This window comes from Pseudomonas alkylphenolica, from assembly GCF_000746525.1.
Taxonomy (GTDB): domain Bacteria; phylum Pseudomonadota; class Gammaproteobacteria; order Pseudomonadales; family Pseudomonadaceae; genus Aquipseudomonas; species Aquipseudomonas alkylphenolica.
Genome location: NZ_CP009048.1, coordinates 1,406,835 through 1,433,612 on the forward strand (window position 1 = coordinate 1,406,835; position 26,778 = coordinate 1,433,612).

The 26,778-nt window shown below is 62.5% G+C and carries 27 protein-coding genes and 1 riboswitch; of the genes, 22 read left to right on the plus strand and 5 right to left on the minus strand.

Annotation, left to right across the window (positions count from 1 at the left end):
• The first annotated feature begins 9 nt into the window (after positions 1–9).
• The 5 genes from PSAKL28_RS06545 (at position 10) to PSAKL28_RS06565 (ending at position 4,025) form a co-directional block, all read left to right on the plus strand.
• On the plus strand, positions 10–1,083 hold the full coding sequence (locus PSAKL28_RS06545) for an AI-2E family transporter (RefSeq protein ID WP_038608123.1): 1,074 nt from the start codon (positions 10–12) through the stop codon (positions 1,081–1,083).
• Between the two features lie 157 nt (positions 1,084–1,240).
• Positions 1,241–1,945 (plus strand): DnaA regulatory inactivator Hda, encoded by a 705-nt coding sequence (gene hda, locus PSAKL28_RS06550; RefSeq protein ID WP_038608127.1) that lies wholly within the window; start codon positions 1,241–1,243, stop codon positions 1,943–1,945.
• Between the two features lie 115 nt (positions 1,946–2,060).
• The gene (locus PSAKL28_RS06555) at positions 2,061–2,693 is read left to right on the plus strand and encodes a C40 family peptidase (RefSeq protein ID WP_038608130.1); all 633 of its coding nucleotides are present in this window, start codon (positions 2,061–2,063) and stop codon (positions 2,691–2,693) included.
• Positions 2,694–2,827: 134 nt separating this feature from the next.
• Positions 2,828–3,361, plus strand: coding sequence for a C40 family peptidase (locus tag PSAKL28_RS06560; RefSeq protein WP_038608133.1), 534 nt, complete (start codon positions 2,828–2,830; stop codon positions 3,359–3,361).
• Between the two features lie 16 nt (positions 3,362–3,377).
• A complete protein-coding gene (locus PSAKL28_RS06565; RefSeq protein ID WP_038608136.1) occupies positions 3,378–4,025 on the plus strand; it encodes an O-methyltransferase in 648 nt (215 codons plus the stop codon).
• Between the two features lie 80 nt (positions 4,026–4,105).
• On the opposite strand, the gene PSAKL28_RS06570 is transcribed toward PSAKL28_RS06565, so the two are convergent.
• Complete coding sequence (locus tag PSAKL28_RS06570) at positions 4,106–4,684, minus strand: hypothetical protein (protein ID WP_038608139.1); 579 nt, start codon at positions 4,682–4,684, stop codon at positions 4,106–4,108.
• A 148-nt stretch (positions 4,685–4,832) separates the two neighbouring features.
• A riboswitch (cobalamin riboswitch) is annotated at positions 4,833–5,057 on the plus strand.
• 165 nt (positions 5,058–5,222) lie between these two features.
• On the opposite strand from PSAKL28_RS06570, the gene cobO reads away from it, so the two are divergent.
• The 15 genes from cobO to PSAKL28_RS06640 all read left to right on the plus strand — a co-directional run bounded on the left by cobO (position 5,223) and on the right by PSAKL28_RS06640 (position 17,691).
• The gene (gene cobO, locus PSAKL28_RS06575) at positions 5,223–5,834 is read left to right on the plus strand and encodes a cob(I)yrinic acid a,c-diamide adenosyltransferase (protein ID WP_038608142.1); all 612 of its coding nucleotides are present in this window, start codon (positions 5,223–5,225) and stop codon (positions 5,832–5,834) included.
• Positions 5,831–7,126, plus strand: coding sequence for a cobyrinic acid a,c-diamide synthase CobB (locus PSAKL28_RS06580; protein ID WP_038608144.1), 1,296 nt, complete (start codon positions 5,831–5,833; stop codon positions 7,124–7,126). The genes cobO and PSAKL28_RS06580 overlap by 4 nt, the downstream gene beginning before the upstream one ends.
• Positions 7,123–7,770, plus strand: coding sequence for a 5,6-dimethylbenzimidazole synthase (gene bluB, locus PSAKL28_RS06585; protein WP_038608146.1), 648 nt, complete (start codon positions 7,123–7,125; stop codon positions 7,768–7,770). The genes PSAKL28_RS06580 and bluB overlap by 4 nt, the downstream gene beginning before the upstream one ends.
• Positions 7,770–8,678 (plus strand): adenosylcobinamide-phosphate synthase CbiB, encoded by a 909-nt coding sequence (gene cbiB / locus PSAKL28_RS06590; RefSeq protein ID WP_038608148.1) that lies wholly within the window; start codon positions 7,770–7,772, stop codon positions 8,676–8,678. The genes bluB and cbiB overlap by 1 nt, the downstream gene beginning before the upstream one ends.
• Positions 8,671–9,663 carry a threonine-phosphate decarboxylase CobD gene (gene cobD / locus PSAKL28_RS06595; RefSeq protein WP_038608150.1) on the plus strand — a complete coding sequence of 331 codons (993 nt, stop codon included), beginning with the start codon at positions 8,671–8,673 and terminating at the stop codon, positions 9,661–9,663. Before cbiB ends, cobD begins: the two co-directional genes overlap by 8 nt.
• The gene (locus tag PSAKL28_RS06600) at positions 9,660–11,114 is read left to right on the plus strand and encodes a cobyric acid synthase (RefSeq protein WP_038608152.1); all 1,455 of its coding nucleotides are present in this window, start codon (positions 9,660–9,662) and stop codon (positions 11,112–11,114) included. Before cobD ends, PSAKL28_RS06600 begins: the two co-directional genes overlap by 4 nt.
• 1 nt (position 11,115) lies before the next feature.
• Complete coding sequence (cobU, locus tag PSAKL28_RS06605; RefSeq protein ID WP_038608153.1) at positions 11,116–11,637, plus strand: bifunctional adenosylcobinamide kinase/adenosylcobinamide-phosphate guanylyltransferase; 522 nt, start codon at positions 11,116–11,118, stop codon at positions 11,635–11,637.
• A complete protein-coding gene (gene cobT, locus PSAKL28_RS06610) occupies positions 11,634–12,689 on the plus strand; it encodes a nicotinate-nucleotide--dimethylbenzimidazole phosphoribosyltransferase (protein ID WP_038608155.1) in 1,056 nt (351 codons plus the stop codon). The genes cobU and cobT overlap by 4 nt, the downstream gene beginning before the upstream one ends.
• Positions 12,686–13,255, plus strand: a complete 570-nt coding sequence (gene cobC / locus PSAKL28_RS06615; RefSeq protein WP_038608157.1) for an alpha-ribazole phosphatase family protein — start codon at positions 12,686–12,688, stop codon at positions 13,253–13,255. The genes cobT and cobC overlap by 4 nt, the downstream gene beginning before the upstream one ends.
• 1 nt (position 13,256) lies before the next feature.
• Positions 13,257–13,985 carry an adenosylcobinamide-GDP ribazoletransferase gene (locus PSAKL28_RS06620; protein WP_038608159.1) on the plus strand — a complete coding sequence of 243 codons (729 nt, stop codon included), beginning with the start codon at positions 13,257–13,259 and terminating at the stop codon, positions 13,983–13,985.
• 149 nt (positions 13,986–14,134) lie between these two features.
• Positions 14,135–15,247 carry a glycoside hydrolase family 5 protein gene (locus tag PSAKL28_RS06625; protein ID WP_257011896.1) on the plus strand — a complete coding sequence of 371 codons (1,113 nt, stop codon included), beginning with the start codon at positions 14,135–14,137 and terminating at the stop codon, positions 15,245–15,247.
• Positions 15,248–15,299: 52 nt separating this feature from the next.
• On the plus strand, positions 15,300–15,704 hold the full coding sequence (locus PSAKL28_RS06630; RefSeq protein ID WP_038608162.1) for a MarR family winged helix-turn-helix transcriptional regulator: 405 nt from the start codon (positions 15,300–15,302) through the stop codon (positions 15,702–15,704).
• A gap of 64 nt (positions 15,705–15,768) precedes the next feature.
• Positions 15,769–16,971 carry an MFS transporter gene (locus PSAKL28_RS06635; protein ID WP_038608164.1) on the plus strand — a complete coding sequence of 401 codons (1,203 nt, stop codon included), beginning with the start codon at positions 15,769–15,771 and terminating at the stop codon, positions 16,969–16,971.
• The gene (locus tag PSAKL28_RS28080) at positions 16,968–17,090 is read left to right on the plus strand and encodes a hypothetical protein (RefSeq protein WP_257011861.1); all 123 of its coding nucleotides are present in this window, start codon (positions 16,968–16,970) and stop codon (positions 17,088–17,090) included. Before PSAKL28_RS06635 ends, PSAKL28_RS28080 begins: the two co-directional genes overlap by 4 nt.
• 43 nt (positions 17,091–17,133) lie before the next feature.
• Positions 17,134–17,691, plus strand: coding sequence for a glutathione peroxidase (locus tag PSAKL28_RS06640; protein ID WP_038608166.1), 558 nt, complete (start codon positions 17,134–17,136; stop codon positions 17,689–17,691).
• Between the two features lie 60 nt (positions 17,692–17,751).
• Here the strand turns inward: PSAKL28_RS06640 and PSAKL28_RS06645 are convergent, their stop codons facing one another.
• The 3 genes from PSAKL28_RS06645 to PSAKL28_RS06655 all read right to left on the minus strand — a co-directional run bounded on the left by PSAKL28_RS06645 (position 17,752) and on the right by PSAKL28_RS06655 (position 20,233).
• On the minus strand, positions 17,752–19,035 hold the full coding sequence (locus PSAKL28_RS06645) for an OmpP1/FadL family transporter (RefSeq protein ID WP_038608168.1): 1,284 nt from the start codon (positions 19,033–19,035) through the stop codon (positions 17,752–17,754).
• Positions 19,036–19,181: 146 nt separating this feature from the next.
• Positions 19,182–19,664, minus strand: a complete 483-nt coding sequence (locus PSAKL28_RS06650) for a hypothetical protein (protein ID WP_038608171.1) — start codon at positions 19,662–19,664, stop codon at positions 19,182–19,184.
• Between the two features lie 344 nt (positions 19,665–20,008).
• A complete protein-coding gene (locus tag PSAKL28_RS06655; RefSeq protein ID WP_038608173.1) occupies positions 20,009–20,233 on the minus strand; it encodes a hypothetical protein in 225 nt (74 codons plus the stop codon).
• 956 nt (positions 20,234–21,189) lie between these two features.
• Between PSAKL28_RS06655 and PSAKL28_RS06660 the strand changes: the two genes are divergently transcribed.
• Positions 21,190–21,618, plus strand: coding sequence for a tetratricopeptide repeat protein (locus tag PSAKL28_RS06660; RefSeq protein WP_038616287.1), 429 nt, complete (start codon positions 21,190–21,192; stop codon positions 21,616–21,618).
• A gap of 179 nt (positions 21,619–21,797) precedes the next feature.
• Positions 21,798–23,186, plus strand: a complete 1,389-nt coding sequence (locus tag PSAKL28_RS06665) for a DNA recombination protein RmuC (RefSeq protein WP_167335140.1) — start codon at positions 21,798–21,800, stop codon at positions 23,184–23,186.
• Here PSAKL28_RS06665 and PSAKL28_RS06670 read toward each other — a convergent pair.
• The gene (locus PSAKL28_RS06670) at positions 23,158–26,631 is read right to left on the minus strand and encodes a hybrid sensor histidine kinase/response regulator (RefSeq protein WP_038608177.1); all 3,474 of its coding nucleotides are present in this window, start codon (positions 26,629–26,631) and stop codon (positions 23,158–23,160) included. The genes PSAKL28_RS06665 and PSAKL28_RS06670 overlap by 29 nt on opposite strands.
• Between the last annotated feature and the right edge of the window lie 147 nt (positions 26,632–26,778).

Genomic DNA, 26,778 nt, shown 5'->3' on the forward strand with positions numbered 1-26,778 from the left:
GAGCCGTTCATGATTGATATGCGTCGCTGGGTATGGCCCGGCGTAATTTTGCTGTGCGCCGCTTTGCTGTACTGGCTGCACCCGATTCTGCCGCCGTTTCTGGTCGGCATCCTGCTGGCCTATCTGGCCGACCCGCTGGTCGATCGCCTGGAACGTGCCGGCTTGTCCCGCACCTGGGGCGTGGTGCTGGTATTCACCTTGTTTACCCTGTTGCTGACCCTGCTGCTCCTGGTGCTGGTGCCGATGCTGGCCAAGCAGTTGGTGCGCCTCTACGAGCTGGCGCCGCAGATGCTTGACTGGTTGCAGCATGATGCCTTGCCCTGGCTACAGACACGCCTTGGCCTGGCCGAGGGCTTCTGGAAGTTCGACAAGATCAAGGCGGCCATCAGCGGTCATATGGGCCAGACCACCGACATCGTCGGGGTCATCCTGTCCCAGGCCACCGCTTCGGGGCTGGCCCTGCTGGGCTGGCTGGCCAACCTGGTGCTGATCCCGGTGGTGAGCTTCTACCTGCTGCGTGACTGGGACCTGATGATGGCCAAGATCCGTGGCCTGCTGCCGCGTCAGCGCGAGGAACGGGTGGTGGCGCTGGCCGGCGAGTGCCACGAAGTGCTGGGGGCGTTCGTCCGTGGCCAGTTAATGGTGATGGTGGCGTTGGGGGTGATCTATGCCTCTGGCCTGATGCTTGTGGGCCTTGAGCTCGGATTGTTGATTGGCCTGCTGGCAGGTCTGGCGGCCATCGTGCCGTACATGGGCTTCATTATTGGTATCGGCGCGGCGATGATTGCCGGGTTGTTCCAGTTTGGCGGTGATCCTTATCCGTTACTGGCGATCGCAGCGGTATTCATGATCGGCCAGGCGCTGGAAGGCATGGTCCTGACGCCACTGCTGGTCGGTGACCGCATCGGCCTGCATCCTGTGGCGGTGATTTTCGCCATTCTCGCCGGCGGTGAACTGTTCGGTTTCACCGGCGTTCTGCTGGCCCTGCCGGTGGCGGCGGTGATCATGGTGCTGCTGCGTCACATCCATGATCTCTATAAAGAGTCGGATATGTATGGCGGTGAGATCGACCCGGATCTCTAGCTTGATGGCAATGGGCTTGCAGTGATTCCCGGGTGTCAATGCAAGCCTTTGATTTTACTTGTGGTCCTCACTGATTGTGCGACCGGCGCCACGGGTATAGACTTTGCAGACTTTTCACAAAAGGCCCCTTGTGGTTCTTCGGAACTGCCCAGCCAGCATGAAACCGATCCAGTTGCCCTTGGGTGTGCGTCTGCGTGATGACGCCACCTTCATCAACTACTACCCGGGTGCCAACGCCGCCGCATTGGGCTACGTCGAGCGACTCTGCGAAGCCGACGCCGGCTGGACCGAAAGCCTGATCTATCTCTGGGGCAAGCAGGGCGTCGGGCGTACCCATCTGCTGCAAGCCGCCTGCCTGCGTTTCGAGCAATTGGGTGAACCCGCCGTATACCTGCCGCTGGCGCAGCTGCTCGACCGTGGAGTCGAGTTGCTGGATAACCTCGAACAGTACGAACTGGTCTGCCTCGACGACCTGCATGTGATTGCCGGCAAGCCGGAGTGGGAAGAGGCCATGTTCCACCTGTTCAACCGCCTGCGTGACAGCGGCCGGCGCTTGTTGCTGGCAGCATCCAGTTCACCGCGAGAGCTGCCGATCAAGCTGGCAGACCTCAAGTCGCGCCTGACCCTGGCGCTGATCTTCCAGATGCGTGCGCTGTCTGACGAAGACAAGCTGCGCGCCTTGCAACTGCGTGCCTCGCGCCGCGGCCTGCAACTCTCCGACGAGGTCGGACACTTCATCCTCACCCGCGGCACGCGCAGCATGAGCGCCTTGTTCGACTTGCTCGAACGCCTCGATCAGGCTTCTTTGCAGGCTCAACGCAAGCTCACCATCCCGTTTTTGAAAGAAACTTTAGGCTGGTGAGGCAGGGGCTAGAGCCTCGGCACGTAAAAGTCACATTTTTTTCGATTGAATTTGCAAATCGATGCGATAGAAGGCATAGTCTCGACTTCTTTAAATCCAAGACACGGTCGTGCCCATGCTAAATCGCTTCGCACCCCTCGTGCCCCTCGCACTTGTGACCCTGCTTTTTGGCTGCGCAGCGCATAGCCCTGTTTCGCAGCAGCAGGTTCAACAACCGGTTTCCGCTCAGGTTTTGAGCAAGTCCTCCACCTCGTCGGTGTTCGAGGAAGAGCTGGCCACCGAAGAAGAACTTCAGGATTTCTCCAGCAGCAAGCCTTACCAATTGCCAGCCCTGGCTGACAACATTCTCGAGCGCGGTATGTCGCTGATCGGTACCCGTTACCGCTTCGGTGGTACCTCCGAGAACACCGGCTTTGATTGCAGCGGTTTCATCGGTTACCTGTTCCGCGAAGAAGCCGGCCTCAACCTGCCGCGCTCCACCCGCGAAATGATCAACGTAAAAGCCCCGCTGGTTGCCCGTAACAACCTCAAGCCGGGTGATCTGCTGTTCTTCAGCACCAATGGTCGCGGTCGTGTCAGTCACGCCGGGATCTACCTGGGCGACGATCAGTTCATCCACTCCAGCAGCCGCCGCAGCGGTGGCGTGCGCATCGACAAACTCGGTGATCGCTACTGGAGCAAGACCTTTATCGAAGCCAAGCGCGCATTGGCCATGGCACCGACCGCGACCACCATCTCGCGCAACTGATCATCGGCCTTGCGGTATCACGGCGACGTAGCTGAAAAGCGCGTCGCCGTGCGTGTTTACAGAAAGCGTCTAATCTAAATTCTCACCTATTTCCGGCCTCGTTTCCGGACGGCTTCAGACAGGATGTTCTGACCATGGCGATAAAGGCGCGCCTCGCTCTGTTTTCCCTGCTGGCACTGCTCGGTGCCTGCTCCAGCCATGCCCCGACCCCGCCCAAGGTGGTCGAGCCAGCCGTCATGGCGCCTCAGGTATATTTCTCTCCGGTTGCCGAAGATGTGCTGTTCCGTGCTTTGGGCCTGGTCGGTACGCCCTATCGCTGGGGCGGCAACACACCGGACTCGGGTTTTGATTGCAGTGGCTTGATCGGTTACGTCTATCGCGATGCCGCCGGTATCGCCCTGCCGCGCACCACCCGTGAAATGATTGGCGTGCGTGCGCCGACTATCGACCGTGGCGCCCTGCAGTCCGGGGACCTGGTGTTCTTTGCCACCAATGGCGGCTCGCAGGTCAGCCACGCCGGCATCTACGTCGGCGAAGGCCGTTTCGTGCATGCCCCGTCTGCGGGCGGAACCGTGCGTCTGGACTACCTGTCCAACAGCTACTGGAACAAAACCTATCTCAATGCCAAGCGGGTGCTGGCGCCGACCCACCTGGCGCGCAACCCCTGACCTTGCGAGGTAGGCGATGACGGCACAAACGCTCTACCTCGACGATGCTCTCTACCACTACCTGCAAGCGGTTTCTCTTCGCGAGACACCGTTGCTTGCGCGCTTGCGCACGCAAACCCAGGCCTTGCCCGAGGCGCGCTGGCAGGTGGCGCCGGAACAAGGGCAGTTGCTGGCGCTGCTGGTGCGCCTGATCGGCGCGCAGCGGGTGATCGAGGTCGGTACCTTCACCGGATACAGCGCACTGTGCATGGCTCAGGCCATGGAGCAGGGGCAGTTGTTGTGCTGCGATCTTGAAGGTAGTTACAACGCGATTGCCTGGCGCTATTGGCGGGAGGCCGGCGTGGCAGAACGTATCGAGTTGCGCCTGGCGCCTGCCTTGCAGACGCTGGCGACATTGCCGTCAGGTCGTTACGACCTGATGTTCATCGATGCCGACAAGGCCAACTACCCGCAGTATCTGGAAGAGGCCCTGCGCTTGCTGCGTACGGGTGGGCTGGTGTTGTTCGACAACACCCTGTGGAGCGGGCGGGTGCTGCAGGCGCAGCCCGACAGTGAAGATACCCGGGCAATACAGGCGTTGAACCTGGGGCTCAAGGACGATCCGCGGGTGGATCTGTCGATGTTGCCCATAGGGGATGGCTTGACGCTTTGTCGTAAGCGTTGAGTTTACCAAGCTGATCGCGGGGCAAGCCGGCTCCCACAGGTTTGCTCAGTATTGTGGGAGCGGGCTTGCCCCGCGATTGATCATGCCTGCTTGAGCAGCAGCGCAACCCCCGGATGGTACTGCCCGGCCTCGTTGTGCAGTTTGCGGTAGGCATAGGGGAAGTACCAGGCAATGGCACAGGCGGTGTGCTTTTGCAGGTCGCCAACCAGGTCCTGGAGTTCTTCGGGGCTGGCATGCTGCCCGGCTTTCCAGGGGCTGGCGAACAGCGCGGCGACTTTTAGCTGGCTGGGTGCAGCCACCTGGCGGGCGGCAGATACGGTCTCCTGCAGGGCGTTGTTCAGGTCCAGGCGGGCGATGCGTGGCCAGCGCTGGCTGCCTTGCAGGTAGGCGGCTTCTTCACGGTTGGCGATGTACAGGTCGCAGTAACCTTCACGCTCACCTTCGTCACGCTGCTTCTTGCTCTGGTGATGTTGCAAGGTGATCAGCTCTGCTTGCCAGGCCGCAGCCGAGAGTACGCCGAGGTTCGCTTGGGCGCCGTGCCAGTAAGGGGCCTCGCCGTCGCCCAGGGTCTGGTTGCAGCGGTCGATGCACTCGACCCAGCGTTCCAGGGCCGGACGCAGGAATTCCAGGCGCGGGTTATTGATGATCAGGCCTTGCATGCCGCTCTCTCCTTTATCGTTGTAATCGAGACAGCCAGATTGTGGCTATTTGATATCACTGATATCAGGGTGGCACAAGATGACAAAGGCGCCATTGATCCAGGCCAGTACTGCGCCTTTCATTGACGCTCCGGGTGCAACCCTCTAACCTTCGCGACTTGTTTCAGGTGCTCTGTGGGCTGTGGTCTGGCAGGGTGAAACAGGGAAGCCGGTGGGTGCGCAATTGCGTGCGAGTCCGGCGCTGCCCCCGCAACGGTAGGTGAGTCAAGGCCGCGCATGGCCACTGGGTGATCGCACCCGGGAAGGCGCGCGACCCCGGGTGTTGATGACCCCGCTCACAAGCCCGGAGACCGGCCTGTAACAGTCAACGGCATCACGGAGGGTGATGCGCGGTTTCTTCGGCCTGTGCCGCAGCCCTGCGCGTTTTTCCGTCTGCCTTATCCATTGATCTGTTGCCATCTCTTTGCCGCGAACGCTGTGCAGCCCTGTGCTGCCAAGCGCGTTGCAGGTTGGCTGACAGTGGTTTGCGGAGACTTCGATGACTGAATCCACCGAGCGTGACGAACGCCACCTGGCCCGTATGCAGCGGAAGAAGGCGGTAATCGACGAGCGTATTGCCAACGCCCCTAACGAATGCGGCCTGCTGCTGGTGCTCAGCGGTAACGGCAAGGGCAAGAGCAGCTCGGCCTTCGGCATGCTCGCCCGGGCCATGGGCCATGGTATGCAATGCGGCGTGGTGCAGTTCATCAAGGGCCGCAACAGCACTGGCGAAGAGCTGTTCTTCCGGCGTTTCCCCGAGCAGGTGCGCTATCACGTGATGGGCGAAGGCTTCACCTGGGAAACTCAGGACCGCCAGCGTGACATCGCCGCAGCCGAAGCGGCCTGGGCCGTTTCGCGCCAGTTGCTGCAGGATCCGACGATCACCTTCGTGGTGCTCGACGAGCTGAATATCGCTCTCAAGCATGGCTACCTTGACCTCGAACAGGTGCTCAGCGACCTGCAGGCGCGTCCGCCGATGCAGCACGTGATCGTCACCGGTCGGGGCGCCAAGGATGAAATGATCGAACTGGCCGACACCGTCACCGAGATGGGCATGATCAAGCACGCTTTTCAGGCCGGTATCCGTGCCCAGAAGGGCGTTGAACTATGAGTGACACGCGCCACTGCCCGGCGGTGCTGATTGCCGCCCCGGCTTCAGGCCAGGGCAAGACTACGGTGACCGCTGCCCTGGCGCGGCTGCACCGCAACCTCGGGCGTAAGGTGCGGGTGTTCAAGTGCGGCCCGGACTTCCTTGACCCGATGATTCTCGAACGGGCCAGCGGTGCGCCGGTGTACCAGCTGGACCTGTGGATGGTCGGTGAGCAGGAAAGCCGCCGGCTGCTGTGGGAAGCGGCCAGCGATGCCGATCTGATCCTGATCGAAGGGGTTATGGGTCTGTTCGACGGTACGCCGTCGAGCGCCGACCTTGCCCGCCATTTCAATGTGCCGGTGCTGGCGGTGATCGACGGTACCGCCATGGCCCAGACCTTCGGCGCCCTGGCCCTGGGGTTGGCGCGCTATCAGCCCGACCTGCCGTTTGCCGGGGTACTGGCCAACCGTGTCGGCACTTTGCGTCACGCCCAGTTGCTTGAAGGCAGCCTTACCGAAGGACTGCGCTGGTACGGCGGCCTGTCGCGGGAAACCGGGATTGAATTGCCCAGCCGCCATCTGGGCCTGGTCCAGGCCAGTGAGCTCAATGATCTGGATGTTCGCCTGGACGCCGCAGCCGCAGCCCTCGGCGCCAGTTGTGAGTCGTCTCTGCCGCCGGCGGTGGCGTTCGCGGCGCCGACTGTCGAGGTTATCGAGCCCTTGCTCGATGGCGTGACCATCGCCGTGGCGCGGGATGAGGCCTTTGCCTTCACTTATGGCGCCAACCTTGACCTGCTGCGGGCCATGGGCGCCGAGCTGAGCTTCTTTTCGCCACTGCATGACCACACGCTACCGCAGGCAGACAGCCTGTACCTGCCGGGTGGCTATCCGGAACTGCATCACCAGGCATTGGCTGCCAACACCGCGATGCTCGCCGCGATCCGCAGCCATCATCAGGCAGGCAAGCCAGTGCTGGCCGAATGTGGCGGCATGCTCTACCTGCTTGAGGCCTTGACCGATGTTGCGGGTGAGCGTGCCGAGTTGCTGGGTTTGCTGGAAGGCGAAGCGGTGATGCAGAAGCGCCTCGCAGCCCTGGCGCTGCAGGCGGTGGAGCTGCCGGAAGGGACCTTGCGCGGCCATACCTATCACCACTCGCTGACCACTACCTCGCTCGAGCCGATTGCCCGTGGCCACAGCCCCAATGGCGGCCGTGGCGCCGAAGCGGTCTATCGCTGTGGCCGGCTGACGGCGTCCTACGTGCATTTCTACTTTGCCTCCAACCCGCACGCGGCGGCGGCGCTGTTGGCACCATGAGCGACCAGGCTTTTACAGACGCCGAGCGCGCTGCCGTTTACCGGGCCATCGGCGAGCGCCGCGACATGCGGCACTTCATCAAGGGCGAAGTAGCGCCGGAGCTGCTTGCGCGTCTGCTCGAAGCGGCGCATCAGGCGCCCAGCGTCGGCCTGATGCAGCCATGGCGCTTTATCCGCATCACCGACCGCGACCTGCGCCAGCGTATCCAGGGCCTGGTGGAAGCCGAGCGAGTGCGCACCGCTGAGGCACTGGGTGAGCGCTCGGACGAATTCATGAAGCTCAAGGTCGAAGGCATCAGCGATTGCGCCGAAGTGCTGGTGGCGGCGTTGATGGATGACCGCGACAAGCACATTTTCGGCCGTCGCACCTTGCCGGAGATGGACCTCGCCTCGTTGTCATGCGCGATCCAGAACCTCTGGCTGGCAGCGCGTGCCGAAGGCCTGGGCATGGGCTGGGTATCGCTGTTCGAGCCCCTGGCGCTGGCGCAGTTGCTGGGAATGCCGGCCGGTGCCAAGCCGCTGGCGATTCTCTGCCTGGGCCCGGTCCAGGCGTTCTATCCCGCGCCGATGCTGGTCCTCGAAGGCTGGGCCACGGCGCGGCCCTTGAGTGACATGCTGTATGAAAACCAGTGGGGAGAGTCTTGATGAGTGTGGCGTTGCTGACCGTTGCCGGGGTGGCGCTGGATGCGTTGTTGGGTGAGCCCCAGCGTCGTCATCCGCTGGTTGCCTTTGGCCGCCTGGCCGGGCGCCTGGAGCAGCGTTTCAACGCCGCTGGCCGTGGTTGGCGCAGCCATGGCGTGACTGCCTGGTTCCTGGCGGTGATTCCCCTGACCCTGTTGGCCACCTTGCTGTCCTGGCTGCCCTATATCGGCTGGTTGGTGGAAGTGCTGGCCTTGTATTGCGCCCTGGGCCTGCGCAGCCTGGGCGAGCACGTGACCCCGGTGGCCGACGCTTTGCGCTGCGGTGACCTGGATGAAGCACGCCGTCGTGTGGGTTTTCTGGTCAGCCGCGAAACCCGCGAACTGGACGAAACCGCTGTGGCGCGCGCAGCCACCGAGTCGGTGCTGGAAAACGGTAGCGATGCAGTGTTCGCTGCGCTGTTCTGGTTTGTCGTGGCGGGCGCACCGGGTGTGGTGCTCTATCGGCTGAGCAACACCCTGGATGCCATGTGGGGCTATCGCAACGAGCGTTTCGAGCGTTTCGGCTGGGCCGCTGCACGCATCGATGATGTGCTCAACTACATTCCTGCGCGGCTGGTCGCACTGACCTACGCGCTGCTCGGCAAAACCCGCCTGGCGCTGAAGTGCTGGCGGCGTCAGGCGCCGCTGTGGGACAGCCCCAACGCCGGTCCGGTGATGGCCGCAGGCGCCGGTGCCCTGGCTGTGGAGCTGGGTGGCCCGGCGGTCTATCACGGTGAGCTGCACGAACGCGCACAACTGGGCGAAGGCCCGGTGGCTGATGCAGACTCGATTGAGCGTGGCTGGCGCCTGGTTTGCCAAGGCGTGTGGTTGTGGTTGCTGCTGTTGTGTCTGGGAGCTGAATTCTATGCTTGAGCACGGTGGGCGCCTGCAGCGCGCAGTGCAGCACTACGGTATCGCCCGGGAGCACTGGCTGGACCTGTCCAGCGGTATTGCGCCCTGGCCTTACGCGATTCCGCAAATCCCGCTGCAGGCCTGGGCGCGCCTGCCGGAAACCGATGATGGTCTGGAACAGGCTGCGGCCGAGTACTACCGGGTCCAGCAGGTGCTGCCGGTGGCCGGCTCTCAGGCCGCGATCCAGGCCTTGCCGCACCTGCGCGCTCGCGGCACGGTTGGCGTGTTGTCGCCCTGTTATGCCGAACACGCCGAGGGCTGGCGTCGTGCCGGGCATCAGGTGCTTGAGTTGCAGAGTGAGCAGGTGGACGAACTGCTCGACAGCCTGGATGTGCTGGTGGTGGTCAACCCGAACAATCCCACCGGCTGCCTGCTGACGGCTGAGCAGTTGCTCGCCTGGCATGCCCGCCTGGCCTCGCGCGGTGGCTGGTTGCTGGTCGATGAAGCTTTTATGGACAACACCCCGCAGCACAGCATTGGCGCCGAGGCACAACGTCCGGGGCTGATTGTGCTGCGCTCGTTCGGCAAGTTCTTTGGTCTGGCCGGTGTACGTCTGGGCTTTGTGCTGGCTGAAGCGGTGTTGTTGCAACGCCTGGCCGAACTGCTGGGGCCCTGGACCGTCAGCGGGCCAACGCGGATTCTTGGCCAGGTTTGCCTGCTCGACAGCGTTGCGCATCAACGCCAGATCGCTCGCTGCGCGGCAGCCAGCCAGCGCCTGGCAGACTTGCTGAGCCGCGCAGGCTTTGCCCCGACAGGGGGCTGCGATCTGTTTCAGTACCTGGTTACCGATCAAGCCGTGCTGCTGCATGAGTTCATGGCCCGACGGGGCATTTTGCTGCGTCTGTTCAGCCAGCCTGCCAGTCTGCGCTTTGGTTTGCCGGCCACCGAGCAGGACTTTCAGCGCCTGCAGCAGGCATTCAACGATTACTGCAAGGAACAGCCATGAGTACCCTGATGGTGCAGGGCACCACCTCCGATGCCGGCAAGAGCACCCTGGTGACCGCGCTGTGCCGCTGGTTGTTGCGCCAGGGCGTGGCGGTGGTGCCGTTCAAGCCGCAGAACATGGCGCTCAACAGTGCCGTGACCGAGGACGGCGGCGAGATCGGCCGGGCTCAGGCGGTTCAGGCTCAGGCCGCTGGGCTGGCGCCGCACACCGACATGAACCCGGTGCTGCTCAAGCCCAATAGCGACACCGGCGCTCAAGTCATCGTCCATGGCCGCGCGGTCACCAGCATGAACGCGGTGGCGTACCACGACTACAAGGTCATCGCCATGCAGGCGGTGCTGGAGTCGCACCAGCGCTTGAGTGCCCAGTACCCGGTGGTAATGGTCGAAGGCGCCGGTTCGCCAGCGGAGATCAACCTGCGTGCCGGCGATATCGCCAACATGGGTTTTGCCGAAGCGGTGGACTGTCCGGTGATCCTGATTGCCGACATTAATCGCGGCGGGGTGTTCGCCCATCTGGTCGGCACCCTGGAGCTGTTGTCGCCAAGTGAGCAGGCGCGGGTCAAAGGTTTTGTCATCAACCGTTTCCGGGGGGACATCGCGCTATTGCAGCCGGGCCTGGACTGGCTGGAGGCGCGTACCGGCAAACCGGTACTGGGCGTATTGCCGTATGTGCTGGACCTGCACCTGGAAGCCGAGGACGGTATCGACCAGCGCCAGGGTGACAAGGCGGCGCGCGCACTCAAAGTGATCGTGCCGGTGCTGCCGCGCATCAGCAACCATACCGATTTCGACCCGCTGCGCCTGCACCCGCAAGTCGACCTGCAGTTCATCGGCCCAGGCGATCCGATTCCGCCTGCGGACCTGATCATCCTGCCGGGTTCCAAGAGCGTGCGCGGCGATCTGGCGCAATTGCGCGCCCGTGGCTGGGATCAGGCCATCACCCGGCATCTGCGTTACGGCGGCAAGGTGCTGGGCATCTGTGGCGGCCTGCAGATGCTCGGCCAGCGGGTGGAAGACCCGCTGGGCCTGGAAGGCGCGGCCGGCAGCAGCGATGGCCTGGGTTTGCTCGATTTCGTCACCGTGCTGGAAGCGCACAAGCAACTGCGTAACGTCGCGGGTACCTTGCAGCTGGAGCAGGCACCGATCAGCGGTTATGAGATCCATGCCGGGGTGACCCAGGGCGCGGCTTTGGAGCGGCCTGCGGTGCAACTGGCGGACGGTCGCAGCGATGGCGCCATCAGTGCTGACGGGCAGATTCTCGCGACCTACCTGCACGGTCTGTTCGAAAGCCCGCAGTCGTGCGCGGCATTGTTGCGCTGGGCCGGTCTGCATGAGGTCGAACAGATCGATTACCAGGCGCTGCGCGAACGCGACATCGAGCGCCTCGCCGACCTGGTCGAACAGCACCTGGATACCCCCTGCCTACGTCAACTGTGCGGGCTGAACTGACATGCTCAATCTGATCCTCGGGGGTGCCCGTTCCGGCAAGAGCCGCCTGGCTGAACAACTGGCCGAGCGCAGCGGCTTGCCGGTCACCTACATCGCCACCAGCGAACCGCTGGATGGTGAAATGAATGCCCGGGTGCAACTGCACCGTGAGCGCCGGCCCTCCAGTTGGGGGCTGATCGAAGAGCCTCTTGCGCTGGCCGATGTCCTGCGTGCCAACGCCAGCGCCGAGCGCTGCCTGTTGGTCGACTGCCTGACCCTGTGGCTGACCAACCTGCTGATGCTGGACGACCCCGAGCGTCTGCAGGCCGAGCGCACGGCGCTGCTTGATTGCCTGGCCGGGTTGCCGGGTGAAATCATTCTGGTCAGCAACGAGAGCGGCCTTGGCGTTGTGCCGCTGGGCGAGCTGACCCGCCGCTATGTCGATGAAGCCGGCTGGCTGCACCAGGCGATTGCCGAACGTTGCCAGCGGGTGGTACTGACCGTCGCTGGCCTGCCTCTGACCCTGAAAGGAACTGCACCATGAGTCACAACTGGTGGCTTGATGCCTGCCGCGCCGTTGATCAGGCTGCCTGCGACCAGGCCCTGGCGCGTCAACAACAATTGACCAAGCCGGCCGGCTCGCTGGGGCGGCTGGAATTGATTGCAGTACAACTTGCCGGTTTGCAGGGGCAGTTCAAACCGCGCCTGGACCAGGTGAGCATCGCGATCTTCGCCGGTGATCACGGGGTGGTCGCCGAAGGTATTTCCGCCTATCCCCAGGCGGTGACCGGGCAGATGCTGCAGAACTTTGTTGGCGGTGGCGCGGCGATCAGCGTGCTGGCGCGTCAGCTCAAAGCGCAGCTGGAGGTGGTGGACCTGGGCACCATCGACCCGCACTTGAGCCTGCCGGGTGTACGTCACCTGCGGGTGGGGCCGGGTACGGAGAACTTCGCCAAGGCCCCGGCAATGACCCGGGAGCAGGGCATGCAAGCGCTGCAAGGTGGTCGTGAAAGTGCCTTGCGTGCGGCGGACGGCGGCGCCCAGCTGTTCATTGGCGGCGAGATGGGCATCGGCAATACCACCGCAGCCAGTGCCCTGGCTTGTGCCTTGCTCGGTTGCCCGGCGATCGAGCTCAGCGGTCCGGGTACCGGCCTGGATGCCGCTGGCGTTCGCCACAAGGCCGAGGTGATCGAGCGCGCCTTGGCGCTCCATAAGGATCTGGCGGATGATCCGTTGCAGCAGCTGTTTTGCTTCGGTGGCTTTGAAATCGCCGCCCTGGTCGGGGCCTATCTGGGCTGCGCCCAGGCCGGTATTACCATACTGATCGATGGCTTTATCTGCACCGTTGCCGCGTTGGTCGCGGTGCGGATCAATCCGGATTGTCGTGACTGGCTGCTGTTTGGTCACTGCGGCGCCGAGCCCGGGCACCGTCGGGTGCTGGCCGAACTGGATGCAGAGCCGGTGCTGGAGCTCGGTTTGCGTTTGGGTGAGGGCAGTGGTGCGGCGCTGGCCGTCCCCGTATTGCGTCTGGCCTGCGACCTGCACGGGCAGATGGCGACGTTCGCCGAAGCTGCGGTGGCGGACCGTCCGGCATGATTATCGACTTGCTGCGCCACGGTGAAACCGAGCTGGGCGGCGGCCTGCGCGGTAGCCTCGATGATGCCCTGACCGCCAAAGGCTGGGCACAGATGCAGGCTGCGGTGGACAGCGACGGGCCCTGGCAGGTTCTGGTCAGCTCCCCCTTGCAGCGCTGCGCCCGTTTTGCCCAGGCGCTGGGTGAGCAAATGCGCCTGCCGGTGCAGTTGGCGCCCGGGTTGCAGGAGCTGCATTTTGGTGAGTGGGAAGGGCGCAGTGCCGCTGACCTGATGCTCACCCATGAGCAGCAACTGGGGCAGTTCTGGGCCGATCCCTATGCTTTCACCCCGCCTGGCGGTGAGCCGGTGCTCGACTTCTCGCAACGGGTACTGGCCGCCATTGCCTCATTGCACCGGGAACATGCTGGCAAGCACCTGCTGCTGGTTACCCACGGTGGTGTGATGCGGCTGTTGCTGGCGCGGGCCAGGGGCCTGCCCCGTGAACAGTTACTGCAGGTCGAAGTCGGTCATGGCGCCTTGTGCCGCCTTGAGGTGCTGGCTGACGGCAGTCTGCGGGAAGTGCACTGAGATGCTCGCGTTCTGGATTGCCTTGCAGTTTCTCAGCAGCCTGCCGGTGCGTTTGCCGGGGATGCCGACACCTGAACAATTGGGCCGCTCTCTGCTGTTCTATCCGCTGGTGGGGCTGTTGTTTGGTGTGCTGCTGTGGGGCTTGAACACCTTGCTCGACGGCAGTCCGTTGCTGCTGCACACCGCCTTGTTGCTTTGTGCCTGGGTACTGCTCAGTGGCGGCCTGCACCTGGATGGCCTGGCCGACAGTGCCGATGCCTGGCTGGGCGGCTTCGGTGACCGCGAACGCACCCTGGAAATCATGAAGGACCCGCGCAGCGGACCGATTGCTGTGGTGACGCTGGTGCTGGTGCTGCTGCTCAAGTTCTGCGCGTTGCTGGTGCTGGTGGAACGAGGGCAGGGCCTGTTGTTGATAGTAGCGCCGTTGCTGGGCCGGACGGCTTTGCTCGGGCTGTTTTTGTCCACGCCCTATGTGCGGGCCGGGGGATTGGGGCAGGCCTTGGCCGATCATGTGCCACGGCGTAGCGGGGCATGGGTGCTGCTTGCCAGTTGCGTCCTGTGTTTGTGTCTGACGGGGCTGCAAGGGTTGTACGTTCTGGCTGTCGCGGGTGTAGCTTTTTTCTGGTTTCGTCGACTGATGATTCAGCGGTTGGGCGGGACCACCGGTGACACCGCCGGTGCGCTACTGGAATTGCTGGAGTTGGCGGTTTTGCTCAGCCTGGCGCTGTAGTTCCTGGCCATCCGGGGCGCCATTTCCCTGGGTAGTCACAGGCGTATGCTGCCCCCTTTCTGGTCGGGAGGTGGCATATGCGCGAATCAGTACGAGGCGGGCTGCTGGCCCTGTGTTGTTTGTTCGGCAGCGCCCAGGCTGCGGACCTGATCGATTTCTGGGATACACCCCGTCACGGTGGCAACAGTTTCAATCGACTGCCGCCTGATCAGGCGTACTTCCAGGCGCTCAAAGACTACGGTGCGACCTGGGTCCGGTTGTCTTATGACAAGTGGCAGCCTGCCGGTCGTGACTTCCTGCTGGGGAATGCCGACGGCTACAAAGGGCTGGCAGCCGAAGACCTGGCGCACCTGCGCAAGACGCTTGATGCTGCCCATGCCGCCGGGCTCAAGGTGGTCATTGCGCCGCTGTCATTACCGGGCATGCGCTGGGCGCAGAACAATCATGACCGTTTCGACGACCGCCTCTGGCAGGACAAGGCCTGGTGGGCGCAATCAGCCGCGTTCTGGCGAGATCTGGCCACTGCCCTCAAGGAGCATCCGGCAATTGCCGCCTACAACCTGATCAACGAGCCGGCACCGGAGAAGATGGGCGGGCTTGCCGAGCATGCAACAGCCACCGGGATGCACGCCTGGTATCGGCAACAGCAGGGCGGCGCCCGGGATTTGCCTGGTTTCTACATGCAAATTATCGCCGCCATCCGTGAAGTGGACCCGCTGACGCCGGTTATGGTCGATGCCGGCTGGTATGCCGGTGCCGATGCCTTTGTCTACTGGCCAGCCGCGTTGCCTGATACGCGCGTGCTGTACAGCTTTCATATGTATGAACCCTATCAGGCGACCAGCGCACCAAACATGAACCGCGCCAAACCTTATGCCTATCCAGGGCCTGTGAAGTTTGCCGGGCAGCAGCAGGCGTGGGACAGCGCCAGGGTCGAGGCTTATCTGCAGAACCCGTTGCAGTGGGCGCAAACCCATCAAGTGCCCGTCAGCCGCCTGGTGGCAGGCGAGTTTGGCTGCATGCGCCGCTTACCGGGGTGCCGGCAATATCTGGAGGATGTGCTGGGCACGTTGGATCGGGCCAAGCTGCACTGGGCCTTCTACAGCTTTCGCGAAGACAGCTGGGATGGCATGGACTATGAGCTGGGCAGCGCCAAGGTGCCCTGGGTGTATTGGCAGGCGATAGAGCAGAGGCGTCCCGACCCGCTGAAACGCCAGGCCACAGCCGAATTCGAGCCGATTCGAAAACGCCTGCAGCCGTAGCTTGATCAGGAAATGCTTGCGCCGATAAATGTGCGGGTATATACACGTATTCATGTTGACCAGTGAATGCATCTGCACCCACCTGCGTCGTGCTGCCCGTGGGGTCAGCCGGCACTATGACGAGGCCCTTGAAGGTTTCGGGATCAATGTCGCGCAGTTTTCCCTGTTGCGGCATTTGCGTCGTCTCGATCAGCCGAGTATCTCGACCCTGGCCGAAGCCATGGGCCTGGATCGCAGTACCCTCGGGCGAAACCTGCGGGTGCTGGAAGCTGAAGGGCTGGTGGCGCTGGCTGAAGGCCGCGACCTGCGCAATCGCTTGGTGCTGCTGACCGAGCAGGGCCATGAGCGTTTGCAGGCTGCCGAGCCTGCCTGGGAAAAAGCCCAGGCAAGCCTGATCGATACCCTGGGTGAAGGACAGCGTGATGAACTGGTACGTCTGTTAGAGATACTGGCTTGAGGCTTTTTTGACTTAAAGCGGGTATATACCCGCATAACCTTGCGGCGCTGTGGAGAGAACAATAATGACATCGGTATGGCGGACCAGTGGTTGGATTCTCCTGGGAGCGGCGTTGATCCTGGCGCTCTCGCTGGGTGTGCGGCATGGCTTCGGCCTGTTCCTGGCGCCGATGAGCGCGGAATTTGGCTGGGGGCGGGAAGTGTTCGCCTTCGCCATTGCCTTGCAGAACCTGATCTGGGGCCTGGCGCAGCCCTTCGCCGGGGCCATGGCCGATCGCCTGGGTGCGGCAAAAGTGGTGATGGTCGGCGGTATCCTCTATGCAGTAGGCCTGGTGCTGATGGGGATGTCGGATTCGGCGCTGACCCTGTCCTTGAGCGCTGGCCTGCTGATCGGTATTGGTCTTTCCGGCACTTCGTTCTCGGTGATCCTTGGCGTGGTCGGTCGTGCCGTACCGGCTGAAAAGCGCAGCATGGCCATGGGTATTGCCAGTGCCGCAGGCTCCTTCGGCCAGTTCGCCATGCTCCCGGGTACGCTCGGCCTGATTGGCTGGCTGGGTTGGTCGGTAGCGTTGCTGGTGCTGGGCCTGCTGGTGGCGTTCATCGTGCCGCTGGTGGGCTTGCTGAAGGATCGTCCGCTGCCCAGCCAGGGTGTCGAACAGAGCCTGGGCCAGGCGCTGCGCGAGGCCTGCTCGCACTCCGGTTTCTGGTTGCTGGCGCTGGGCTTTTTCGTCTGTGGTTTCCAGGTGGTGTTCATCGGCGTGCACCTGCCGGCCTATCTGGTCGACCAGCACCTGCCGGCAACCATCGGCACCACGGTGCTGGCGCTGGTGGGCTTGTTCAATATCGTTGGCACCTACACCGCCGGCTGGCTGGGTGGGCGGATGTCCAAGCCGCGCCTGCTGACCGCGCTGTATCTGTTGCGCGCGGTGGTCATCGTGCTGTTCCTGTGGGCGCCGGTCACCCAGTTCAGTGCCTACCTGTTCGGTATCGCCATGGGCTTGCTGTGGCTGTCGACGGTGCCGCTGACCAATGGCACGGTGGCGACCCTGTTCGGTGTGCGCAACTTGTCGATGCTCGGCGGTATTGTCTTCCTGTTCCACCAACTGGGAGCGTTCCTCGGTGGCTGGCTGGGTGGTGTGGTGTACGACCAGACCGGTAATTACGACCTGGTCTGGCAGATCTCGATCCTGCTCAGCCTGTTGGCGGCGGCACTTAACTGGCCGGTGCGCGAACGCCCTGTAGCGCGCCTGCAGGCGCAAACGGCATGAACCGCTTTGCCCTGCGCGGGCTGCTGGCCCTGGTCGCGTTACTGCTGCTGGCCCTGATCTGGTGGGGCTGGCATGAGGGTGGTCTGGCGTTGATGCAGTTAGGCATGGGCGTGTGCTAAGCGTATTCTGCATGCTATAGGCGGGCTCAAAGGAGAGACGACGATGCGTACACGCTGGATCCTGGTTCCACTGTTCACCCTGATGGCTGCGGCGTCAGCGCAGGCCGCAGACTGTCCGGCACTGCTTGAAAAGCAGGGTAGCCTGCCGGAATTGCGCGGCAAGGAGCAGGTCGACCTGTGTGAGCGTTTTGCCGGTAAGCCGCTGGTGGTGGTCAACACTGCCAGCTACTGTGGCTTCGCCCCGCAGTTCGAGGGGCTTGAAAGCGTCTACAAGACCTATCACGGGCAAGGCCTGGAAATGCTTGGGGTGCCATCCAACGACTTCAAGCAGGAAGACGCCGACATCGAGAAGACCGCCAAGGTCTGCTACGCCAATTATGGCGTGACTTTCACCATGACCAAGCCGCAGCCGGTGCGTGGCAGCGATGCGACACCGTTGTTCAAGGAACTGGCCGAGCAGAGCAGCGCACCGAAGTGGAATTTCTACAAGTACGTGGTCGATCGCAAGGGCAAGGTAGTCGCCAGCTTCTCCAGCCTGACCAAGCCGGATGATCCCGAGTTCACCGCTGCTATCGAGAAAGCCATCGCTTCGCAGCCGTGAGGACGGGCCAACGAGAATGAAAAAACCGCCCGAGGGCGGTTTTTTTACAGCAGGATGAAATCAGAAACGGTAGGTGAGGGAAGCACCGAGACCGTGAGCGCTGTTTTCATACTTGGCGCTGTAGGAGCCTTTGAAGTGAGCAGGGTCGGTCGGCGAGGTGCGCTGATTGACCTTGACGTCTTCTTCCATCAGGTAGGAGTAGGCCACGTCGATGGTCATGTCATCGTTCGGGCTCCAGCCAGCGCCCAGGCTGAACACCGTGCGGTCGCCAGTCGGAATACGCGGCGAGCGGTTGGCGTTGTTGGTTGGCGCCTGGTCGACACTGAAGCCGGCGCGCAGGGTCCATTCCTTGTTCAGCTTGTAGGCTGCACCGATGGCGTGAGCCCAGGTGTCATGCCAGTTCTGCTCTTCGCTGATCTGGCCAAGGGCTGGTGCCAATGCGCCCGGGACGCCCTCGTTGTTGACGGTGATGGCTTCCAGGCGGCTCCAGCGGGTCCAGGTGCTACCGGCGTACAGCGTCCAGTCGGCATTCAGCTCGTGGGTAACCGAGAAGTCGACCGATTCCGGGGTCTTGATTTTCAACGTGGCGTCGAACTTGCTGCCGCTGAACGGGCCGAAGCCAGAGCCGGAAATCTTGGTGTCGCCTTCGAGTTTGTAATCGACCATCGAGTGGTAGGTCAGGCCGACGCGGGTGCTGTCGGTTGCCTGTACCAGAATACCGATGTTGTAACCGATGGCGGTGTCGTCACCGGAGATCTTCACTTTGCCGTCATCGCGGCCCGGCGAGCGGCGGTTCAGCGCAGCAGATTCCAGGGTGCCGTCGATGCGGTTGATGGTTGGACCAAAACCGATCGAAACCTTGTCGTTGAAGGCATAGCTGATGGTCGGCTGCAGGGTGACGACCTGAACTTCGCTGTTGCTGCCGAAGTAACGGCCGGCAAAGCCGCTTTCATAGTCGGTGACCAGGCCGAACGGTACATACATACCGATACCGAAAGCCCAGTGTTCATCGATTGGCTTGACGTAGAAGCCCATTGGAACGCCGACGGTTGGAACCATGTCGCCGTCGTTGCTGCCGCCAAAGGTGCCACGACCGTCCTTGATGTCGGTTTTGGCAAAAATGGCTGCGCCACCCACGGTGACCTGCTCGCGTTTCAGGCGCGACATACCGGCAGGGTTGCCGAATACGGTGCTGGCATCATCGGCAGAAGAAGAACGACCCGCGAAACCTGTGCCCATGCCGCTGATGCTCTGTTCGTTGAGGGCAAAGCCGCTGGCGAACAATTGAGTCGAGGCGAGTGTGACGGCGAGGCCGAGAGAGGTTTTGAGCATTACTTTTTTCATTATTAGAACTCCTTGGGATCTCCGGGGCGAAAACTACCAACATTTCGCCCGCAGCGCTATAGGCTGTATCGCAGGAGATAGAGCGGTTTTGTAGGACAATCCGACCAGATTGGTGGGAGTTTTCCGAATATGGAGTTCAGTGACTATCAGCAGGCTTCAAGAGTCACAGGCGCGATGCAGGTTTGCCAGGCGCAGGTGAAATCGCGCAGGCGTCCCTGGGGCTGGAAGGTCTGGCGCCAGATGCGTGCCAGGCCGAGTAGATCGTCGGCAGCGGGGAGTTTGGGGGCTTGTTCTTCAATGAGCATCCAGGCGATGGCGGTGGCGTAGCGCAGGTTGACCGTCAGTTCCAGGTGCGGGCCGCTGAGGAAGGCATGCTGGCTGGCCAGGCCGCGGACCAGGCTGGCCAGTTCCGGGTCGCGGGCCAGAAACTGGTCCCAGATGCTTTGGTGGCGGAGTTCGCCGATACGGTAGAGGCCGTGGCCGCGGCGATCATGCAGGGCTGAGCCGAGTGCGGACTGGCTTGCGGCAATGCCTAGTAATAGAGCTTCAGCGCTTGGGCTGTGACGACCCAGGTAGATCAGAGTCGGGCGGATGACAAACTGGCTCAACTCGCTCGCGGCGATACCCATAATGCCCTCGAACTTGAATTTGGCCGGCGGACGCTGGAGCTTGGCAGCTGGAGAGTCGGTCAGGCCCGCCGGAAGCGGCCTATGCCGCTTGAGTTGAAGTGTAGTGTCATATTCGCGGTGTAAAGGTCTGTTTTTAAAACATTTGCAGCTTTTGGTTATAAATCATATGCCGTGGGGTGATTAGGGCTGGATGCCGGAGAGGGGCTTGCTGTGGGAGCGGGCTTGCCCCGCGATGCGATGTGGCTGACTGTCCGCAATCGCGGGGCTAGCCCGTTCCTACTGAGGTGGCGCGCATAAAAAAGCCCCGCGAGAGGGCGGGGCTTGAGCTGTTGCAGCGTAGCGGGTCAGGCAACCAGGGCCTGACGGGTGCGCTCGATGACCGCTTGTAGCGGCTCGGACTGGCTGTACTGCTCGGGGTACAGGCGCTCGCTATGACGGGCAATACCGTGCTCGTTGACCAGGGTGAAGCTGAAGCCGCCTTTGCGCGACGCCAGGATCAAGCAGTTCAATGGGGCAAATGCCTGGGAAAGGGTGCGAATCGCAGCCTGAGTATGGATAGAGTGAGTCATAGTTATTAGATGTTCCTGCAATAGACACGGTTTCGATCCGTGCACACTTAAAACGTTCCAGTAACGCCGGGATTTAGTCCGGGCGAAGAACCTGACTGGAACAGGGCAGCCAGTTTTGGGCGCATTTATCATGTGGCGCTGGGGCTGACTGGTAGGTACGTCAGAGGGCAGGCAACACACCGGGTCGAGGTTCTATGCCACGGGGTGAAGATCCTGATCAATCTGCAGGTTGGTTCGGTCAGAGTAAGAAGTGATTTACCTGGGAACCATCAAGTGGGCCGGTCCTTGTTTCAACAGGCGCTGGTCCAAGGTGGGCAGGGCGCTGTAAGGACTGCTTTGGCCAGAATTGACTTTCAGCTTGGTACTAACGGTCGCAAGACTACAGCAATGGCCGGGTCTTGACAAGGGTTGATGGCTTTTCATCAGAGGAGCCGACCAGTATCTCGCGTTTTTTGCCATCTGTGAAGACCTGGCAGAAGGGCGCAGAGGCAGGGAACGTGCCAAATTCGTGCAGCGAACTGCCTTCCTTTGGGGCGGTTGTGCACACTTGGCGCAATCGATGTTACAGCGCTGCAACAGCACCTGATGGGCCCGCCAATGACTTGACCGTAAGCTTAAGTCAATGAAAAAAAACACTTATTTTAGCTGGTGAAAAAATCGACAGTTTGAGCGAAAGCCCCATTTCATAGGGGTTTGCGGGGTCCTGGAGGGGGTTGTCCACCGAGTTATCCACAGCTTCTGTGGATTGTCCCGAGCGCTTGCTCTAGGACGGGCGTACCAGCTTTTTCCGATGTGTCCGACAATCAGCGCGTGGACTTCTGTCAGAAGAAAATTCCGCAACCGGCGTCAATAAATAAACACAGAAATATTTTGAAAAAAGTATCGAAAGGGCTCGGGCCATTGTCGGAAAAATGGAGTAGAGTGGCGCGCCTCTCGAGTTGCCTTCGCTGTTGGTTATGAAGTTTCGCGCCAGAATCCCCGCCATTTCTTCCGCTCCACCGCCCTTGCCAGAGCCCCAGCGCTTCACCTTGAAGGTCGCTTTGTGGCTGCTCGACAATCCGCGCCTGGGTGACAACCCCAACGTCAAGCATTTTGCCGGGCGCTTGCTCAAGCAACCTGCACGTCAGGGCGTGGTGGTTGCGCAAAGCCGTCTGGGGCAGATGCTCTGTCGTGATTGCGGCAATGCCCGCGATCGGCGTATCGGCTACGACCTGCTGCGTCAGGCCGCGCGTGCCGGGGACCGGCGTGCCCAGCTCGAATACGGCCGCTTGTGTGCTCAGGCGCAGATCAACGAACCCGAGCAAGCGCGTTACTGGCTGGAGCTGGCGGCGTCCCAAGGCTCCCAGGAAGCCCGGCGTTTGCTCAAACAGCTGCCAGACGCTTGACTGCAGTACAGCGGCAAGGCTGATAAGCTCAGCCGTTGATTTCAGCTGGGGGTATTCGGGTGGTAATGGCGTTGGATCTGACCAGCATTGTGCTGGGTATCATGGTGGCCGCAGTGCCGTGCCTGGGATGGGTGTTTGCCCAGCAACGGCGGCAGGCCGCCCGTGAAGCGCAGGCGGTCTTGTTCGAGGAGCGCCTGGGCAGTGCGCAGATGGCCCAGGAAGGCTTGCTCGCCCAGCTCGACGCCAGCCGCGACGAAATCAGTGACCTGAGCCAGGCCAATGCGGCCAAGCAGGCGACGCTGGCCGCGCAGGCCCGTGAGCTGGAGTTGCTGCAGATCGACCGTGACAACGCCCGTGACGCTGCCCATGCCTGGCAGATCGAACGCAGCGCCCGCGAGGCCGAATTACGCCGTCTGGATGCTCACAGCGCGGCCCTGAGCGCCGAGCTGCGTGAACAGCAGGAAAGCCATCAGCAGCGCCTTGACGATCTTCAGGGCTCTCGGGATGAGCTGCGCGCCCAGTTCGCGGAAATGGCGACCAAGATTTTTGACGAGCGTGAGCAACGCTTTGCCCAGACCAGCCAGCAACACCTGGGGCAATTGCTCGACCCGCTCAAGGAGCGCATCCAAGCGTTCGAAAAGCGGGTTGAAGACAGCTACCAGCAGGAAGCCCGCGAGCGCTTCTCCCTGGCCAAGGAGCTGGAGCGCCTGCAGCAACTCAACCTGCGCCTGAGCGATGAGGCCACTAACCTGACCCAGGCGCTGAAGGGCCAGAAGACCCAGGGTAACTGGGGCGAGCTGATCCTCGAGCGGGTGCTGGAGCACGCGGGGCTGGAAAAGGGCCGCGAATACCAGACCCAGGTCAGCCTCAAAAGTGCTGACGGCGAGCGCTTCCAGCCGGATGTGCTGATCATGTTGCCGGGTGACAAGCAGGTGGTGGTCGACTCCAAAGTCAGCCTGACCGCTTATCAGCAGTATGTCGCCGCTGACGACAGCGAGATTGCCCAGGCGGCGCTCAAGCAGCACGTGCTGTCGTTGCGCAACCATGTCAAAGGATTGTCGGGCAAGGATTACAACCGCCTGGAAGGCTTGCACAGCCTGGATTTCGTCCTGCTCTTCGTGCCGATCGAGGCAGCGTTCTCTGCAGCACTGCAGGCTGAGCCGAACCTGTTCCAGGAAGCCTTCGACCGGCAGATCGTCATCGTCAGCCCAACCACCTTGCTGGCGACCCTGAGGGTGATCGACAGCCTGTGGAAGCAAGAACGCCAGAGCCAGAATGCCCGGGAAATCGCCGAGCGTGCGGGCTGGCTGTACGACAAGTTCGTGTTGTTCATCCAGGACCTGGACGAACTGGGCAATCGCCTGCAGCAGGTGGATAAAGCCTACAGCGCCGCGCGCAACAAGCTCTGCGAAGGCCGTGGCAACCTGATCAGCCGTAGCGAACAGCTCAAATTGCTCGGGGCCCGCGCCAGCAAGAGCCTGCCGGCCGACTTGCTGGAGCGGGCCATGAGCGAAGGCGACCCGCTGGCCGCCAGCGCCCTTACTGGACCAGGCTCAGATGCCGATTGAGCAGGGCGCGCAAGGCCGCCGGCTTGACCGGCTTGGCCAGGTAGTCGAGGCCGGCGGCATGCACCTGGCCGACCGTTTCGCTGCGTCCATCGGCACTGATCACCACGCCAGGCACCGGTTCGCCCAAGCGCGTGCGTAGCCAGGCCATCAGTTCGGTACCGGTTTCGCCATCGTCCAGGTGGTAGTCGACCAATGCCAGGTGCGGACGCATACCCTTGTTCAACAGGGCATCGCACTCCTCACGGTTGCGCGCGGTCCAGACCTGGCAGCCCCAGCGGCTGAGCAGGCTGTTCATGCCGACCAGAATGCTGTCTTCGTTGTCGACGCATAGCACCTGCATCCCCGCCAGCGGCTGCCCGGCTTGCTCGGCCGGAGTGACGACGGCCACAGCCGGCGTCGTCGCCAGCGGCACGCTGACGCGGAACACGCTGCCTTTGCCGGGCCAGGAGCGCACTTCCAGGGAATGGCCGAGTACCCGGCACAGGCCGTCGGCGATCGCCAGGCCCAGGCCCAGGCCTTTTTCGGCGCGGGTCTGGTGGCTGTCCAGGCGTTTGAACTCTTCGAAGATCACTTGCAGTTTGTCGTCGGCAATGCCCGGGCCGCGGTCCCAGACTTCCAGCCACAGTTTGCCGTTGTTGCGGCGTACGCCCAGAAGGATCGGGCTCTTGCCGTAACGGAAGGCGTTGGTCAGGAAGTTCTGCAGGATCCGGCGCAGCAGTTTCATGTCGCTGTGCACCCGCAGGCGGCTGCCGCGCAGGCGGAAATCCAGGCCCTGTTGCTGGGCCAGCACCTTGAACTCCGCACCTAGGGTATCGAACAGCTCGTTGAGGGCGAAGGGTTTCGGGTCGGGCGTGATCTTGCCGTTTTCCAGGCGCGAGATATCGAGCAGGTCGCTGATCAGCTCCTCGGCTGAACGCAGTGAGCTGTCCATGTGCTGGACCAGTTGCTGGGCGTCTGCCGACAGTCCATCGCCCTGGTGGGAGAGGGCGGCAGAGAACAGTCGGGCAGCGTTCAGCGGCTGCATCAGGTCATGACTGACAGCGGCCAGGAAGCGGGTCTTGGACTGGTTGGCGGCCTCGGCATGGCTTTTCGCTTCGGTCAGCGCCTGGTTCAGTTGCGACAGCTCCTGGGTACGTTCGGCGACCCGTTGTTCAAGGCCTTCGTTGGAGTCCTTGAGGGCTTGTTCGGCTTCGCGGAACGGGGTGATGTCGGTAAAACTCATGACGAAACCGCCGCCAGGCATCGGGTTACCGATCAGTTCGATGACCCGGCCGTTGGGGAACAGCCGTTCGGAGGTGTGCGCACGGCCCTGGCGCATCCAGTGCAGGCGGCGGGCCACATGCACCTGGGCTTCGCCAGGGCCGCACAGGCCGCGTTCGGCGTTGTAGCGGATGATGTCGGCAATCGGCCGGCCGACGCTGATCAGGCCGTCGGGGTAGTTGAACAGTTCCAGGTAGCGGCGGTTCCAGGCCACCAGCAGCAGGTTCTGGTCGACCACGCTGATGCCCTGGCTGATGTTCTCGATCGCGCCTTGCAGCAGGGCGCGGTTGAACTGCAGCACTTCCGAGGCTTCGTCGGCGATGCGCACCACGTCCTCAAGCTGCATGTCGCGGCCTTCGATGGCCGCCTTGACCACGGCACGGGTCGAGGAGGTGCCGAGCACACCGGCCAGCAGGCGTTCGGTGTGCTCGATCCAGTCGCCGTCGGCGTTCTGGTTGGGGTTGAAGCCCTTGCCCTGGCGGTAGGCGAAGCGGATGAAGCTTTGCCGCGCGCGTTCTTCACCGACAAAGCGTGCCGCCAGTTCAAGCAAGTCGGCGATTTGCACGGCCAGCAAGGAGCGGCTGTTGGGGCGGGCGCTGGTTTGCTGGCCGATGAAGCGGCCGGCCTGCCAGTGCTCGGACACGCGGGTGCGCGAAAGGATCGAGACCCAGGCGAAGAGGGTGAAGTTGCCCGCCAGCGACAGCACAACGCCCTGGGTCAGCGGGGTGATCGGCAGGTTCAGCGGGTTGCCGTGCAGCCAGGCCAATCCTGGGAACAGCTCCAGCGACCAGCCCACACTGTGGGCGGCAATAGGCAGGACCAGGGTGTAGAACCAGAGGAAGATCCCCGCCGCAAGACCTGCGAATACCCCACGACGGTTGGCCTGTTTCCAGTACAGGGCGCCGAGCATGGCCGGTGCCAGTTGTGTCACCGCGGCAAAGGCAACCTGGCCGATGGTCGCCAGGCTTGCGGTAGAGCCCAGCAGCCGATAGCTGACATAGGCCAGCAGGAGGATGACGACGATTGTCACCCGGCGTACCGAGAGCATCCAGTGGCGGAACACTTCGAAGGGGCGCTCGGCGTTGTTGCGGCGCAGCAACCAGGGCAGCAGCATGTCGTTGGAGACCATGGTCGACAGCGCCACTGCTTCGACGATCACCATACCGGTGGCGGCCGAGGCGCCGCCGATGAACGCCAGCAATGCCAGCGCCGGATGCGCTTCGGCCAGCGGCAGGCTGATGACGTAAGAGTCGGGAATCACACCCGGCAGCAACATTTGTCCGGCCAGGGCAATCGGCACCACGAACAGCGCGGCGAGGATCAGGTAAGTCGGGAATACCCAGCGGGCCAGGCGCAGATCCTGCGGCTCGATGTTCTCGACCACGGTGACATGGAACTGCCGTGGCAGGCAGATGATCGCCATCATCGCCACGCCGGTCTGGACGATCATTGACGGCCAATTGATGGTCTCGTTCCAGAAGCCTTCCAGGCGCGGGGCCAGTTGTGCCTTGCTGAACAGGTCGTCGAAGCCGTTGAACAGGCCGAAGGTGACAAAGGCGCCGACGGCAAGAAACGCGAGGAGTTTGACCAGCGATTCGAAGGCAATCGCCAGGACCATACCGCGGTGGTGTTCGGTGACATCCAGGCTGCGGGTACCGAAAACGATGGAGAACAACGCCAGCACCAGTGACACCACCAGCGCGGTGTCCTGCACGCGGCTGCCGGTGGCGTCGGCACTGGCGCCGATCAACAGGTTGACGCCGAGCACGATGCCTTTGAGCTGCAAGGCGATATAAGGCAGGACGCCGACCAGGCAGATCAGCGCCACCACCACTGCCAAGGACTGGGATTTACCGTAGCGGGCGGCGATGAAGTCGGCGATCGAGGTGATGTTTTCCTGCTTGCTGATCAGCACCATCTTCTGCAGCACCCAGGGTGCGAACAGCAGTAACAGCACCGGGCCGAGGTAGATCGGTAGGAACGCCCAGAGCTGTTCGGCCGCCTGGCCGACGGCGCCAAAGAAGGTCCAGCTGGTGCAGTACACCGCCAGCGACAGGCTGTACACCCAGGCACGCAGGCGCGGTGGCAGCGGCGTTTTGCGGCGGTCGCCATAAAATGCGATAGCGAACATGATGGCCATATAGGCCAGGGCGACCACGGCGATCAGCCCACTGGACAGCGACATGACTACTCCGAAACAAAAACAGCCGTCAGTGTAACGGCGAACCTCGATCAATCAGTCTGGCACGCCGCTGGCGCTTCGTCAGCGCCGACCATGGTAGCAGTGGCAGAGCGTCGCAGGTCGAGGGCGGCGGTTGTTATGCAATCGCGG